Raw genomic sequence first — 15,194 nt, 5'->3', positions numbered from 1 at the left:
CCGAGATTCCGTTAGTAGTGGCGAGCGAACGCGGACCAGGCCAGTGCCTGGTGTTTAGTTAACAGAAGCCTCTGGAAAGTGGCGCCATAGCGGGTGACAGCCCCGTATGTGAAAGCGAAACATCAGGACTTGAGTAGGGCGGAGCACGTGAAACTCTGTCTGAACATGGGGGGACCACCCTCCAAGCCTAAATACTCGTACATGACCGATAGCGAACCAGTACCGTGAGGGAAAGGTGAAAAGCACCCCGATGAGGGGAGTGAAACAGTACCTGAAACCGGATGCCTACAAGCAGTGGGAGGATCCTTGAGATCTGACCGCGTACCTCTTGCATAATGGGTCTGTGACTTAGTGTATCATGCAAGCTTAAGCCGTTAGGTGTAGGCGCAGCGAAAGCGAGTCTGAATAGGGCGACATGAGTATGATGCATTAGACCCGAAACCCGGCGATCTAGGCATGACCAGGCTGAAGGTGCGGTAACACGCACTGGAGGGCCGAACCGTTTAATGTTGAAAAATTATCGGATGAGTTGTGTTTAGGGGTGAAAGGCCAATCAAGCCGGGAAATAGCTGGTTCTCCGCGAAATCTATTGAGGTAGAGCGTCGGATGATTGCCGTTGGGGGTAGAGCACTGGATGGATGCGGGGGTCGCGAGATCTACCAACTCTAACCAAACTCCGAATACCAACGAGTCTAGTCCGGCAGACAGACGGCGGGTGCTAAGGTCCGTCGTCAAAAGGGAAACAGCCCTAACCTACAGCTAAGGTCCCCAAGTCACGTCTAAGTGGGAAAGCATGTGGAACTTCCAAAACAACCAGGAGGTTGGCTTAGAAGCAGCCATCCTTTAAAGAAAGCGTAACAGCTCACTGGTCTAAATAAGAGGTTCTGCGGCGAAGATGTAACGGGGCTCAAGACGTGCACCGAAGCTTAGGGTGTGATCGTTTACGATCACGCGGTAGCGGAGCGTTCCGTAGGCCGTTGAAGCCATCTGGTAATGGGTGGTGGAGGTATCGGAAGTGCGAATGCAGACATGAGTAGCGATTAACAGTGTGAGATGCACTGTCGCCGAAATTCCAAGGGTTCCTGCTTAAAGCTAATCTGAGCAGGGTAAGCCGGCCCCTAAGACGAGCCCGAAGGGGGTAGTCGATGGGAACCACGTTAATATTCGTGGGCCTGGTGGTGTGTGACGGATGGCGTAACTTGTTCGGCCTTATTGGATTGGTCCGGGCAGGGAAGTTGTCCCAGGAAATAGCCCCACCGTATAGACCGTACCCTAAACCGACACAGGTGGAATGGTAGAGTATACCAAGGCGTTTGAGAGAAGTATCCTGAAGGAACTCGGCAAATTGCCTCCGTACCTTCGGAAGAAGGAGGCCCCACATATGCGCAAGCACTTGTGGGGGGCACAGGCCAGGGGGTAGCGACTGTTTAGCAAAAACACAGGGCTCTGCTAAGTCGGCTTCAAGACGACGTATAGGGCCTGACGCCTGCCCGGTGCCTGAAGGTTAAGAGGAGGTGTGCAAGCACTGAATTGAAGCCCAGGTAAACGGCGGCCGTAACTATAACGGTCCTAAGGTAGCGAAATTCCTTGTCGGGTAAGTTCCGACCTGCACGAATGGCGTAACGACTTCCCCACTGTCTCCAGGATATGCTCAGCGAAATTGAATTCTCCGTGAAGATGCGGAGTACCCGCGGTTAGACGGAAAGACCCCGTGCACCTTTACTGCAGCTTCAGAGTGGCATTAGGAAAGAACTGTGTAGCATAGGTGGGAGGCTTTGAAGCCAGGTCGCCAGATCTGGTGGAGCCATAGGTGAAATACCACCCTGTTGTTTTCTGATGTCTAACCTCGCACCGTTATCCGGTGCAGGGACCCTCTGTGGCGGGTAGTTTGACTGGGGCGGTCGCCTCCTAAAGAGTAACGGAGGCGCGCGATGGTGGGCTCAGGACGGTTGGAAACCGTCTGTTAGAGTGCAATGGCATAAGCCCGCCTGACTGCGAGACTGACAAGTCGAGCAGAGACGAAAGTCGGTCATAGTGATCCGGTGGTCCCTCGTGGAAGGGCCATCGCTCAACGGATAAAAGGTACGCCGGGGATAACAGGCTGATGATTCCCAAGAGCTCATATCGACGGAATCGTTTGGCACCTCGATGTCGGCTCATCACATCCTGGGGCTGGAGCAGGTCCCAAGGGTTTGGCTGTTCGCCAATTAAAGTGGTACGTGAGCTGGGTTCAGAACGTCGCGAGACAGTTTGGTCCCTATCTGCCGTGGGCGTCGAAATTTGAGAGGAGTTGACCCTAGTACGAGAGGACCGGGTTGAACATACCTCTGGTGTACCTGTCGTCCTGCCAAGGGCGCAGCAGGGTAGCTATGTATGGACGGGATAACCGCTGAAAGCATCTAAGCGGGAAGCCTCCCTCAAGATAAGATTTCTTCGAGCGGTCGTAGACCACGACCTTGATAGGCCGGATGTAGAAGTGTGGTAACATATGGAGCTAACCGGTCCTAATTGCTCTGATCGCGCCTGAGAGTCCCACCATCAATGACAACACTGGATAAAACCAGCGTCAGCGACATGTGGTGATCAACCCTCATGCCAGACATCATTACCTTAAGTGCACGGCATCGATTGAAACCCAAAGCGCAAGCTTCATTGCTTGGTGACCATAGCGTCTGTGACCCACCCGATCCCATCCCGAACTCGGCCGTGAAACCAGTCTGCGCCGATGGTACTGTGGCTCAAGCCCCGGAAGAGTAGGGCGTCGCCAGGCATTGCAGCTCGCGCTTTGAAAACATACACAACCCATTCACATACAATATGCGGCCTCCGCACACCTCATGCCCGCCTACCAGGCGGGCTTCTTGCGTTCTTTAGCAGCCGTCTTTCCGGGTTCGTCGGAACGGCCAGCGCCTACCAAGGGCGTCAGGAGCGCGCGCGTTGATTCCGGTCATGCCCAGACCAGCGGGCCGAGAGTTTCACCGGTTCCCACAGGCGCGATCCCATCGCCGTCAGTGCCGCCCCGCCGCTTGCACTCAAAAACAGCAGCGCGGCGAGCAGCAATTCTGTCGCGTTCATGTCTGCCGTCGGGTTTTCCATGACCAACTTGCGCAGCAGCCCGCCTTCAGGCCAGGCGGAGATGAGAAGTATCAGGCCCGCGATCCTCAGCCCGATCTTCGCCGCCAGATGTTCATACCAGCTCATATCGGCATCCTCCCTTGGAGAGGATGTTCATTTACGCATGCGGACATAGCTTCTCGAGAGCGAGAAACGTTGGTTTCCGTTGAAAATGCGTACGCATCCGATAGAGGCCGCCTTGTTCTGAAGTGACCGGCGTCGGAGTTAGCGCGAGTGCAAGCGTGGTGGTTTGCACTGGAGCTAACGAGGGTGCGATGGATCGGATAACGGTTATTTCAGGGCCGGAGCGCCGGCGGGCGTGGACAGCGGAGCAGAAGGAAGCGCTGGTATTGGCGGCCTGTGCGCCCGGGGCGGTGGTAGCGGATGTTGCGCGGGCGGCGGACGTACATCCGAGCCTGATCCACCGATGGCGGCGGGAGCGGACGCGAAGGGTTTGCCCATCGGGAACCGAGGTGAGTTTTGTGCCGGTGGTGATGAAGGCCGATGCCTGCGATGGTTCGCCAAGCGAAAGGCAGCCGGGCCTGAGGTTCGCGGCGGAGATTGAGACGCGGGGAGCGGTGATCCGGTTCGGTGATGCGGCGCGGCCCGAACTGGTCCGCGCGATCCTGGGCAGCTTGCGATGATCCCTGTTTCGACGGATGTGAAGATTTGGATAGCGGCCGGCCATACTGACATGCGGCGTTATGCGGCGCGTGGGATTATGTGGAGTCCTGGGCGGCCAGGCTAATTTTACTTAATAAATACATGCTGATGAGAGATCTGTGCGGGCAGGAACTCAGCATAATCTAGACTTCCCAAGCGCCGATCCGGCGCACGGGAGAGAAGTCATGAACATCAATGAGAGACCGACCACGGCACCAAGGATCATGGATGCCGGTGAGTTGACGCCGTGGGTCGCTGCGTTCGCTGACGAGCTCGGTTCGCTGAGGCACACGCCGCTGACCATCCGATGTTACATCGATTGCGCTCGTCATTTTGCCGCTTGGCTTGCAATCGAGAACGTCGAGCTCAGTGAAGTGGGAGACGACGCTCTTGGCCGGTTCGCCAAGCACCGTTGTCGTTGCGGGGGTTATCGACGCGCCGTGCCGCACTCGACCAGCTATCTGAGCCGCGTTCATCGTTTTGTCGTGTTTCTCGCCGGACGCGGTGTCGTCGCGCCGCTGGCTGAAGCGATTGCCAGCCCCGTCGATCCCTTGGTTCGTGATTTCCAGGAGTGGCTCATGCGCCATCGAGGCATTCGCGACCGAACGGCCGTGCGGCACGGAAGGATGATAATGCGACTGCTCCCTTCGCTGGGATCAGACCCACATGCATACAACCCAGCGGATATCAGAATGGTTATTCTAAATGAGGCCCAGCGCTGCTCTGTAGCGTACACCAAGACGATGATCACCGCTCTGCGCGGATACTTGCGTTTTCTGGCCGCCGCTGACCTGTGTCGTCCTGGCCTTGAACACGCAGTACCGCGCATTCCACAATGGCGACTCTCATCATTGCCACGCTATCTGTCGCCTGATCAGGTCGACCGGATCGTCGCTTCCTGTGACCTGCGAACCAGACGGGGCATTCGCGATCGTGCGATTCTGCTCCTCCTGGCGCGCCTCGGACTGCGCGCGGGCGACATTTGGGAGATGCGCCTTGGGGACATCGATTGGGATTCTGGAACCTTGCGGGTGAAGGGCAAGGGGCGCTGCGAGACTCTTCTTCCCTTGCCTCAGGATGCTGGCGATGCCGTGTTTGATTATCTCGATGGCGCTCGCCCTGAAGTCGATGACGACCGCATTTTCCTGAGGGCGGTCGCGCCGTTTCGACCTTTCTACGCTTCTCCGTCGATTTCTCACATCGTGGCCCTTGCTGTGAAGCGAGCCGGTATTGACGATCCGCCATCGCGTGGTGCGAACCTGCTGCGCCATTCGGCAGCGACGCACATGCTCCGCAGCGGTGCGACGCTCCAGTCGGTTGGCGCCGTCCTGCGCCACAAGTCTCTGGAGACCACGAACCTATACGCCAAGGTCGATCTCAACATGCTGGAGCGGATCGCACAGCCTTGGCCGGGGGAAGTAGCATGTTAAGTGTCGATCTCGCGCGCTATGTCGCGCTTCATGAGGCGCTGGGATTCAGATTCCGGACGCAGCGGAGTCTGCTGCGCATGTTCGTCGCCTACGCGGAACGCCACGGCGATGCCCTGATCAAAAGCGATCGGGCGATCGCCTGGGCGGTCGAGGCACCTTCCCCCGAACAGCGACGCAACCGCCTCCTTACGGTTCGCCGGTTCGCGATCGCAATGCACGCCGAAGACCCCGACCACGAGGTGCCCGCGGCCGACGCGCTGGGTCGTGGGCTTTTTCGGCGAACGCAGCCCTACATCTATTCTGCCGGAGAGATCGAGAGGCTGATGGCCGCCGCCGCTTCGCTCGGTCCGAGCGGCACGCTTCGCCCGCTCACCTACTTCACATTGTTTGGCTTGCTCGCCGCGACCGGTATGCGGATATCCGAAGCCCTGGCTTTACGACTAGGCGATGTCACCGAAGACGGGCTGATCGTCGCTAACACCAAGTTCAAGAAAAGCCGGCTTATTCCGATCCACAGCACGACCCGAGCTGCCATCGATCGCTACCTCTCAGTCCGTTTGACGATCGCTGGGGGCACCCCAGCTCTGTTTGTCTCCAACACTGGAACTCCGCCTCGCTATGACACGGTCAGCGCGTTGTTCCGGCAACTTTCGCGCAATATTGGATTGAGGGGCGCCCCAGGTCAGCCGGGGCCGCGCATCCATGATCTGAGGCACAGCTTCGCCGTGAGATCGCTGGAACAATGCCCATGCAATGGCGACGCCGTATCGCACCATGTCCTCGCCCTCAGCACATATCTCGGCCACGCTCACGTCAGCGACACCTATTGGTATCTTCAGGCCACCCCAGGCCTGATGGCGCAGATTGCCGATGTTGGTGAGACCTTCGGCCGGACAGGTGCAGCATGACCGCGCTCGCACCCCCTCTGTCCCGGTTCCTCGGGGAGCACCTTCCTCGCGATCAGCGTGCCAGCCCGCACACCTGTGACGCCTACGCCTATAGCTTTCAATTGCTCGTCACCTTTGCGGCGCGGCAGCTGCAGAAGGCGCCGTCGCAATTGGAAGTCGAAGATATTGGTGTGCCGATGATCCTTTCCTTTCTCGAACATATCGAACAGGATCGAGGTAACAAGGCGCGATCTCGCAATGCGCGATTGGCGGCGATCAAGTCTTTCTTCCGTTTCCTTGAATATCGTGTGCCAGCGTGTCTCGACCAGTCACTTCGCATCCGCGCGATTCCAATTAAGAAGACCGACGAAGCTCTCGTCACTTCGCTTACGCGAGCTGAGATTCAGGCGCTCATCAATGCACCCGATCACAGAACCATTTCCGGCGCTCGAGACCGTGCGATGCTCCATCTCGCCTTCTCTGCAGGCCTGCGCGTCTCTGAGCTGGTGGGACTACGTCTCGATCAACTCGATCTCCAAAGTCCGGCTACCATCCACGTCATGGGCAAAGGGCGGCGGGAGCGCGTGCTTCCATTGTGGAAGGAAGGCGTAATCTCGCTCAAGGCTTGGCTCGCCGTCCGTCAACAACGTCAAGATGGGGCGTTATTTCTGAACGCCGCCGGCCTCGCCATGACCAGATCTGGATTCGAATATATCCTCGGGAAGCATGTGGCCACAGCCGCTCAATCTTTTCCGTCTATCGCAGCAAAGCGCGTGACGCCCCATGTCCTGAGGCACAGCTGTGCTCAGCACATGCTGCAAGCCACGCGCGATGTTCGAAAGGTGGCGTTGTGGCTGGGCCATGCCAGTCTGCAAAGCACCGAGGTCTACTTGCGTGCCGATCCAACCGAAAAGCTCGAAGCCTTGGCAGCCGCGGGCGGGCCCACCCTCCAGCCAGGGAGGTTCACGCCGCCGGACAAACTCATCGCCATGCTGAAGGAGGCCCACCATCCAAATTATGCTGAGTGATATCCTCCCGGTTCGTGGGCGGCCCGTGCCTGGCCGCCCAGGACTCCACATAATCCCACGCGCCGCATAACGCCGCTTATGTGCTGCAGCACATAAGCGGCGCGGGATGGCTTCTCTTGCCCGCCAGGTGGAACAGCACCTGGGTCGAACCTTCCATGATGGGGATCTTTACGTTTTTCGCGGACGTCGCGGCGATCTGGTGAAAATTTTGTGGAGCGACGCGCTGGGGGTCTCGTTATATGCAAAGCGTCTCGAACGCGGGAAGTTCATTTGGCCCTCCGCCAAGGACGGGGCGATCCCGCTAACCCCCTCGGCGCTCGCCTGCCTGCTCGAGGGGATAGATTGGCGCAACCCGCAGCGAACTTGGCGGCCCAGCCAGGTTGGCTGACACGGGACATGATTGCGCCGCCCGCGACGGGAGAATAGAGCGTTGAAAATCCATTAAAAACTGAGAACTATCTAGGAGTTTTGGGCGTTTTTTGCTATGGGCAACCATGCCCTCGGCCGATGCCTCTCTTGAGCTCTTGCAGCTCCAAGCCGAGCTCGTGGCGACGCGCCAACTGGCCCAGGCAGCTCAGGCCAAGGCGCTCGAAGCGGAGGCAAAGGCCGCGCGTGTGGAGGCGATCAACGCCGATCTGCTTGCTCGCAACGCGCACCTTGAACTGATGAACGCGCTCATGCGCCGCGACAAATATGGCGCGAAATCGGAGCGGGCAAGCCGGCTCATCGGCCAGCTCGAACTGGGCTTCGAAGAACTCGAGGCCGATGCCAGTGAAGCCGAAAGCCTCGCCGCGCAGGCCGCAGCCAAAACAACCACGGTAGAGGCCTTCACCCGCACTAGGGGGTCACGCCGCAGCTTCCCGGACCATGTCGAGCGGGAGAAGCGGGTGATCCCTGCACCCGAACAATGCCCCTGCTGCGGCTCGCAGGAGCTGAGCCATCTGCCGCCCGACATCACTGAAACCCTGGAGAAAGTGCCCGCGCGCCACAAGGTTATCGAGACGGTGCGCGAGAAAGTCTCATGCCGGCGCTGTGAAAGGATCCGCCAGACCCCGGCGCCCTTCCACGTGACGCCCCGGGGCATGTTCGGCCCGCACTTCCTGGCCGATCTCGTCTTCCAGAAGTACGGACTGCATCAGCCCCTCAACAGCCAGCGCGACCGCCTGGAGGCGGAGGGTATCCCCCTGAGCCTCTCGACGCTTGCCGATCAGGTCGGCGCCGTCTGCGCCGCGCTCAAACCGATCTCCCTGCTGAATGAAGCCCATGTGCTGGCCGCCGAGCGCCTCCATGCCGACGACACCACTGTTCCTCTCCTGGCCAAATATAAAACCGAGGTCGCCCGCATCTGGGATTATGTGCGCGATGACGCTCCCTTTGGCGGCGCGGCGCCGCCGGCGCTGATGTGCCGTTACTCCCGGAATCGAAGGGGCGAACATCCCCGCGCACATCTGGCTGGTTATACCGGGATCCTCCAGGTCGACCGCTATGCCGGCTTCAATGAGATGTTCGAGGAAGGGTGGGCGGATAAGGCCATGACCCGCGCAAACTGCTGGTCCCACGGCAGACGTAAGCTCTTCGAGCTGGTCGATGTGGCCAAGCAGTTGAAGGGCAAAAAGAAGGGGAAAGTGCCGCTGCTGTCACCTCTTGCACGGGATGGGTTGGTGATGATCGACGAGATCTTTGCCGTCGAGCGGGATATTAACGGCGAGAGCGCCGATGAACGCCTGCGCGTTCGCCAGGAAAAGGTCGCCCCGTTAGTCGATCAGCTCAAGGCCTGGTTCGACACTCAGCGAAAGACCCTCTCCCGCCACGACCCCGTGGCCAAGGCTATCGCCTACTTCCTCAACGACTGGGAGGGCTTCACCACCTTCCTGGAAGATGGCCGCATCTGTCTCACGAACAACGCCGCAGAGCGGCCGCTGCGCAGCGTAGCCCGCGGAAGGAAGAGCTGGCTGTTCGTGGGATCGGATCGGGGAGGAGACCGCGCCGCGATGATGTTCAGCCTCATCGGCACCTGCCGCCTCAACGACGTCGATCCGCTCGCCTGGCTCACCGATGTCCTCACCCGCATCGCCGACTTGCCCCACAACCGGCTGCATGAACTCCTACCCTGGCACTGGAAAACCCTCCAGAACACCAACCCGGTCGAATTAGCCGCCTGACCAACCGTACCGTCGCTAGCCACGGTGCAAACCACGGTGCTTGCACTGCCGCTAACTCGCGCGACTACACCCCTATCGCAAGGCGGCCGCTATCGGATGCGTACGAAAATGCATAGGATTTGGCGGAACTTTCCGGAATTCCTATGCGAACCTATGCCGATCGCATAAAGCTCCACATCCTCCTGATCACGCGACAGGCGACCCATTGCCTCTGCCCTCACAAGTTGAAAGCGGCCGCCCGCGGCATCCCCAATCATCAACCGATCCCACGATCACGAAATAATGATCGATGAGGGTTCGAAATGGGGCCGAGCGTGGAAGGGGCTGCGGACATTTCCAGACCTGCCATCATCCTTTCGGGCAGGATCAATTGCCAATCGCGATCCCTCCGAAGTAACAGTTGATAGTCACGGCATCGCCGGACTTTTTAATGCAACCATGCCGAGGCAGAAAACCGCACATGGACGACATGACCCGCATCCAGGCCGATTCGTTCGCGGCGCTCAGCCAGCGTAACCACCCGCTACGCGCTTCGCTCTCGCGGGAAATGCATATTCGCGGCCTGCCCCGCTTCGATGCACCGGCTCTCGCTCTACAATTCGTGTTGCTGGTCGATGAACAGCAGGCCCATAAAACTATCGCCCTTCTTTCCGAACGCTTTCCCATCCTCAAGACCGGCGACCGCTTTCTTTCCGTCCGGATCGACGATCTCCATTTTTCCTGGGAGCGTCACACCGAATATATGACATACAGTTTTCTTGCGCCAGTCGAAGGCGCGACGCTGTTCGACCTTACTCCTTTTGGCAATGTGCCGCACTGGATGGCGGAGATTCCCGGTCGCGTGATCCGTTCTACTCAGATCGCGATGGTCATGAACGAACCGCTACCCGCCGCCATCGCCGCGCATTTCGCCACCGATGACCTCATCATATCCGATGTCGCGGATGGCCATGCCCGCATCTGGAGCGACTTCCGCTTGCATGAGGACGGCTTTGGCCGGCTGCTTATCCATGACAAGGGTCTGCAAGGCGGTGAAAGCTCACAACTCGTCCAGCGGCTCCAGGAACTGGGCAATTACCGCAAGATAGCCCTGCTCGGTCTGCCCGAAGCGCAACAGGCGACGCCGCTGCTCACCGAGCTTGAGCAAAGGCTGACGGCCATCACCAGCCGCGTCGCGCAGAATGATACGGACGCTGATCAGGTGCTGGAACAGCTCTCTGCACTGAGCACAGAACTGGCCGAGATCGTGGCGCGCACCCGCTACAGGATGAGCGCCACGCAGGCCTATGCGGAAATCTGTCGCGACCGTATCCGTCGCCTCGCCGTCGTGCCGGTTCGCGGCTACCGCTCACTCGATGATTTTACCGAGCGGCGGTTGCTCCCGGCCATGCGCACCTGCGACGCCTTCACCCGCCGCCTGGAGGATCTGGCGCAGCGCACCGCCTGGACCAGCGCCTTGCTGCGCACGCGGGTTGACACTGCTCTCGCCCGCCGCAACCGCGACCTGCTGGCATCCATGGATCGCCGGACTGCCCTCCAATTGCGGCTCCAGCATACGGTCGAAGGGCTGTCGGTCGTGGCGATCAGCTATTACGCGCTCGGTCTCTGGCATCATTTGAAGGAGGCGTTGGAGCTGCAGGGGCTGCATTTGCCCGGTTGGGTCGATATCGCGCTGTTCCCGGTGACGATCGTCACGGTTTTCTTGGGCATCGGCCAAATCCGGAAGGTCAAGCGGTTGCCGGCAGATGAGCATTGAAAGTCAGCTCCCGGCCGCATCGTCCAGTCGCGACTTCACGCACCGCAATGAGCCCCGCCTCAGAAGGGGGTTGAGGCGGGGCCGTTGGGTTCCTCCAAGGGAGAGGAGCGCTGACCATGCACCTGTGCGCGTGAGTTTGCTATTCATCAGGTGAAATAGGCCAAACGAATCTACTTCATTCATCGATCGACATAATCCCTCTGCGCCATAGTCTTCGCTTCCGCACGCGAGCATAATCCAGATTAGCTAATCCGCTCCGACTCAGTTCCGCGTCAATGGACCTCGACGCGGACTTTTGTGCTGTTCCGCAAAAGAGCAACCACCACATGCACGTCCTTGACTTGGGATAACGATAATCCGGTCGCTACACTTCTTCCGGTGAACAGGAGATTGGCGATGAATCACCTTAACCCATCACGCGTCATCCTTTCGATGACAGTTGCCGCCACGGCGATTTTGACCGCTCTGCCCGCCTTGGCGACAAGTGGTTCGGGCTTTGCTCCCGCGCCTATAGTGACGGGGCATTACGGTTCACTCGATGTGAAGGCCGACAAGGTCGAGAAATGGGATTTGTTCCTGAAGACCAAGGCCGATTCTGATGTGGGCGCGGATCGTCTGACGGTTCAGCCGGGCGGCTATAGCGGCTGGCACTCGCACCCCGCGCCGGTATTCGTTACCGTCACCGAAGGCGAAATTCAGTGGTATGATGGCGGCAATCCCCTGTGCACCTGGCAAACCTATCATGCGGGCCAGTCGTTCATCGAGCAGGCATTTCGCATCCATCAGATCCGCAACGCCACGGGCAATGTCGCAGAGTTTATCGGCATCCGCATATCGCCCGCCGGGGTAGGCTTCCGGATCGATGAAAATAAGCCGACCAACTGCCAATAATGTTCCGACGACCGTGACGGCGATCTGCCTGACCGGAAGGATCATCTCCGGTCAGGCGGCTTCGATTCCCCGATCCTTTCCAAACCAGCTCAGCGCGTCACCAATGCGACGATCACCATGATGGCCAGCACGAGCGAGACGACTTGCCAGAAACGGACGGGGTCGCGTTCGATGAAGGGAAGCCCGCGCTGGTTGACGCGGGCGACCGCCGCGCCGCCCTCCAGGGCGCGCAAAAGTTCGATGACGTCCCCGAACCTGTCGCTGGCATCGATGGCCACGCTGCGCGTCAGGATATTGTCCAGCCATGCGGGCAATTCGGGTCTGTGCGTGCTGGGCGGGGCGGCCTTGCGAAAGCGGGGCCGGCTGAAGGCTTCGATTTCGCCATAGGGATAGCGCCTGGCGAACAGGCGCCAGAGCGTGACGCCCAGCGCATATTGGTCGGTCCCTTCATCGCCCGCATTCTTGGCGAACATTTCGGGGGCAAGATAGCTGAACGTGCCGGGAACCTCCTTGCTCGCAAATTCCTCGATGCGCGGCAGACGCGCGACGCCAAGATCGATGAGCTTCAGCCCGCCATCGCGCAGCAACAGGACATTGTCGGGCTTGATATCACGATGGATAATGTCGAGCCGGTGCAGGGCGGCCACGGCGCGGGTGAGCTTGATCGCGATGGCCAGCCCGTCTTCGAGCGAGACAGGGCGCGCAAGGCGCTTTTCGAGCGTCTCGCCGTCATAGAAGGGCTGGACGCCATAGAGTCGGGTCTGCCTGTCGGGAGGAACGGGGACGGCCGCAGCCACAAACGGGCTGGAGACACGGCTGCCCACCAGCATTTCGCGCGCGAAAGCCAGACGGGCGCCGCCTTCGGAAAGAAGGTTGGGTTTGGGGAATTTGACGACCATCTGTCCGCCCGACAGCGTGTCGGTGGCGCGGAACAGGCGGGCATAACGGCCATCCGACAGGAGGCTGTCGAGGCGGAAACCGTCCACGCTGTCCCCCTCGCGGGGTGGCGCGAGAATGGGCAATCGCGCAATGTCGCTGGCGACGCTGTCATGGTCGATGGCAGGAAGGCTCACAACGTCCAGCACCACCGCGCTTGCATTGTCGGCGCTGCCCGCCGACAGGGCGGCATCGACGATCGCGATGGCGTCGGCCTCAGCGGAATTGCGGGCTCCCAGCAGTTTTTCCAGCCGCTTTGGCGAGAGGCTGCCATGGACCCCGTCGCTGGTGAGCAGGAGCCGGTCATGCTCGGCCAGCACGATTTCGTGATGGTCCAGCCGGAGATGCTCCTCGATGCCGAGCGCGCGATAGAGGATATGCTTCTGGTCGGGATGAGACCGGCTATGATCTTCGGTCAAGAGCGTCAGGCGCCCCTCGCGATAGTGCCAGGCGCGGCTGTCGCCGACATGGCAGAGATGGGCGCGACGGCCCTTGAGAATGAGCGCGGTGAAGGTCGTCGCGGCATGCGCCATCGTCTCCGTCCGTCCCATGGCGGCCAGCCAACGGTTGAACGGCGCCATCACGCGCCGGACCGCCGCGGGCGTACCGATGGTGTCGGGTTGGTCGTAAAGTCCTTCGATCAGCGCGCGAATGGCCAGTTCAGCAGCGATCCGTCCACCCCGCGCCCCGCCGACCCCATCGGCCAGGGCGGCGATCATGCCATGATGGATGCGTTCGGTTTCCGTCGCGGCATAAATGCCGACAAAGTCCTGATTATCGGGCCGTGCGCCCTGCTCGGAGGCATGTCCCGCAGCAACCCGCAAGCGTCCTTCAGGCCTCATTCCGTCCACCCCCTCACGCACATGCGCACGAAAGGAGCGGGGAAGACAAGGGTTCGTCAAGCCCTCCATCCGCAAAGCATGCAAACTTCTCTGGTCGTCAAAGCGAAAAGTCAGCCGTCTCCCAGTGCGCTACAGCCTCAATTGCGCTGACGCATTTGCGGTCGGTTACGCCGTAATAGGCAATCCGCTGCCCCCTATCAATCATCATCGTCATCATGATGGTGACGCCAATGCCGATCGTTATGGCGATACCATTGCCTGTCATAATAGCGCGGATAGCTGTCGTAATAATAGTAATTATATGACCGATAATGCGGTCGGTAATATCGTTCGCGATAATCATCATCATCGTCGTAATAATAGCGCGGCCGATCCGATGCGATGGCCGCGCCGATGGCCAAGCCGACAATTCCTGCGCTCAAGGCGAGCGCCGTATCATTGTCATAGTGACGCGAATAATAACGATGATGATCGCGTGCCTCCGCAGGCGTGACGCTGATTGGCATGGACGCTGCCAACATCAGCCCAAAGGCCGCGTTACGGAGCATTTTCATCTCCTGCCTCCTTATTCTTTGCCCTGTCCGCACCCGGCGGAAGGGGTAGAGCGTTTTCCAAGCGGATAGAATCAGCTGACTCGGAAAACGCGGCAAAACAAAGGTCTAGAGCAGGCGATCCGATGCAAGCGGGTCGGATTCTGCTCTAGTCTGTCACTCAAGCATAGGTGCGCTGAACTCGATCTGAACCCGCTCCAGCAAAGAGGGGCGTGGCTGCATAACGGTTCCACACCCACATCCTCCCGCCATCGAAGGGAATTCAGACCATTGTGCCCGGATAATCCTGGTCAGCAATCGGAGTTGCGGTCGACTTCCCGGCCCAGCAAGGCGCCTGCGCCCGCACCGATAATGGTCCCCGGCGCCCGATCGCCATAGCGATCGATCGAACGTCCGAGCAACGCGCCTGCCGCACCGCCCAGCAGCAGCCCCGTCGTTCCGCTGCCGCCACAACGATAGTGGCGCTCACCACGATAATAGCGCCGTGGCTCGGCATAGCGGGGGCGCTGATAGTCCCGCTCCTCATAATAATTGCGGCGGTAATGGGGACGGTCATCGTCATCATCGTCGTCGCCGTCATCATGATATTCTTCGTACCGATACCAACTCCCCCGGCCGTCATGGGCATGGGCCAGAGATGGCAGGCCTGCCAGTATCGAAGCAGCCAGGGAAAGTGCCATTAGGGGTTTGCGCATCATTTTTCACCTCCTCCACAGACGGTTACGTCTCGACGAGCAGCGTTATTACCATCCGTCTCTGGCGCATTTCTGAACGGGGCAGTCAGCAATCGTTCAGCAACAGATCGCGTTTACGGCGCGTCATTGCTCAATCATATGATCGCCTCTCAAAATCATTACGGTCGAACATTGCATTGAAGGGCCGTCCTTCTCGGAACAGGTCAGCATATCCGCGGCTTCGTCGGGCTGGCTGCGTG

At 59.5% G+C, this 15,194-nt stretch carries 12 protein-coding genes and 2 rRNA genes (1 of these 14 cut by a window edge); 10 read left to right on the top strand and 4 right to left on the bottom strand.

The annotated features are described in order from the left end of the window. Together VVT58_RS17635 and rrf are read left to right on the top strand one after the other, a co-directional pair. Positions 1-2,528: ribosomal RNA gene (locus VVT58_RS17635) — 23S ribosomal RNA — on the top strand; it begins 288 nt to the left of the window's first position. Between the two features lie 127 nt (positions 2,529-2,655). Further along, positions 2,656-2,770 (top strand): 5S ribosomal RNA (gene rrf / locus VVT58_RS17630). A 152-nt stretch (positions 2,771-2,922) separates the two neighbouring features. On the opposite strand, the gene VVT58_RS17625 is transcribed toward rrf, so the two are convergent. Continuing rightward, positions 2,923-3,201 carry a hypothetical protein gene (locus VVT58_RS17625; protein ID WP_327754296.1) on the bottom strand — a complete coding sequence of 93 codons (279 nt, stop codon included), beginning with the start codon at positions 3,199-3,201 and terminating at the stop codon, positions 2,923-2,925. 188 nt (positions 3,202-3,389) lie between these two features. Here VVT58_RS17625 and tnpA point away from each other — a divergent pair, with 188 nt between their 5' ends. From tnpA to VVT58_RS17585, 8 genes are all read left to right on the top strand, one after another. Further along, on the top strand, positions 3,390-3,758 hold the full coding sequence (tnpA, locus tag VVT58_RS17620; protein WP_327754295.1) for an IS66-like element accessory protein TnpA: 369 nt from the start codon (positions 3,390-3,392) through the stop codon (positions 3,756-3,758). Between the two features lie 204 nt (positions 3,759-3,962). Further along, positions 3,963-5,207, top strand: a complete 1,245-nt coding sequence (locus VVT58_RS17615) for a tyrosine-type recombinase/integrase (RefSeq protein WP_327754307.1) — start codon at positions 3,963-3,965, stop codon at positions 5,205-5,207. Further along, positions 5,201-6,115, top strand: a complete 915-nt coding sequence (locus tag VVT58_RS17610) for a tyrosine-type recombinase/integrase (RefSeq protein WP_061940011.1) — start codon at positions 5,201-5,203, stop codon at positions 6,113-6,115. The genes VVT58_RS17615 and VVT58_RS17610 overlap by 7 nt, the downstream gene beginning before the upstream one ends. Further along, a complete protein-coding gene (locus VVT58_RS17605; RefSeq protein ID WP_061940012.1) occupies positions 6,112-7,122 on the top strand; it encodes a tyrosine-type recombinase/integrase in 1,011 nt (336 codons plus the stop codon). Before VVT58_RS17610 ends, VVT58_RS17605 begins: the two co-directional genes overlap by 4 nt. Before the next feature lie 106 nt (positions 7,123-7,228). After that, positions 7,229-7,510: an IS66 family insertion sequence element accessory protein TnpB gene (gene tnpB, locus VVT58_RS17600; protein WP_327754815.1), complete on the top strand. Its 282-nt coding sequence runs from the start codon at positions 7,229-7,231 to the stop codon at positions 7,508-7,510. A 106-nt stretch (positions 7,511-7,616) separates the two neighbouring features. After that, a complete protein-coding gene (tnpC, locus tag VVT58_RS17595; RefSeq protein ID WP_327754816.1) occupies positions 7,617-9,284 on the top strand; it encodes an IS66 family transposase in 1,668 nt (555 codons plus the stop codon). Positions 9,285-9,744: 460 nt separating this feature from the next. Further along, positions 9,745-11,040 carry a DUF3422 domain-containing protein gene (locus VVT58_RS17590; protein WP_327754817.1) on the top strand — a complete coding sequence of 432 codons (1,296 nt, stop codon included), beginning with the start codon at positions 9,745-9,747 and terminating at the stop codon, positions 11,038-11,040. Positions 11,041-11,436: 396 nt separating this feature from the next. Further along, positions 11,437-11,931 (top strand): cupin domain-containing protein, encoded by a 495-nt coding sequence (locus VVT58_RS17585; protein WP_327754818.1) that lies wholly within the window; start codon positions 11,437-11,439, stop codon positions 11,929-11,931. Positions 11,932-12,020: 89 nt separating this feature from the next. Here VVT58_RS17585 and VVT58_RS17580 read toward each other — a convergent pair whose 3' ends face one another. The 3 genes from VVT58_RS17580 to VVT58_RS17570 form a co-directional block, all read right to left on the bottom strand. Then, on the bottom strand, positions 12,021-13,709 hold the full coding sequence (locus VVT58_RS17580; RefSeq protein WP_327754819.1) for a protein kinase domain-containing protein: 1,689 nt from the start codon (positions 13,707-13,709) through the stop codon (positions 12,021-12,023). A gap of 197 nt (positions 13,710-13,906) precedes the next feature. Continuing rightward, positions 13,907-14,263 (bottom strand): hypothetical protein, encoded by a 357-nt coding sequence (locus tag VVT58_RS17575; RefSeq protein WP_327754820.1) that lies wholly within the window; start codon positions 14,261-14,263, stop codon positions 13,907-13,909. 287 nt (positions 14,264-14,550) lie between these two features. Next, on the bottom strand, positions 14,551-14,958 hold the full coding sequence (locus VVT58_RS17570; protein WP_405053752.1) for a glycine zipper 2TM domain-containing protein: 408 nt from the start codon (positions 14,956-14,958) through the stop codon (positions 14,551-14,553). Between the last annotated feature and the right edge of the window lie 236 nt (positions 14,959-15,194).

The sequence above is a fragment of the Sphingobium sp. SJ10-10 genome (assembly GCF_036038995.2).
In the GTDB taxonomy this organism is placed as follows: domain Bacteria; phylum Pseudomonadota; class Alphaproteobacteria; order Sphingomonadales; family Sphingomonadaceae; genus Sphingobium.
Note: the sequence above shows the minus strand (reverse complement) of the source record. Positions and strands in the feature narration are given on the sequence as shown.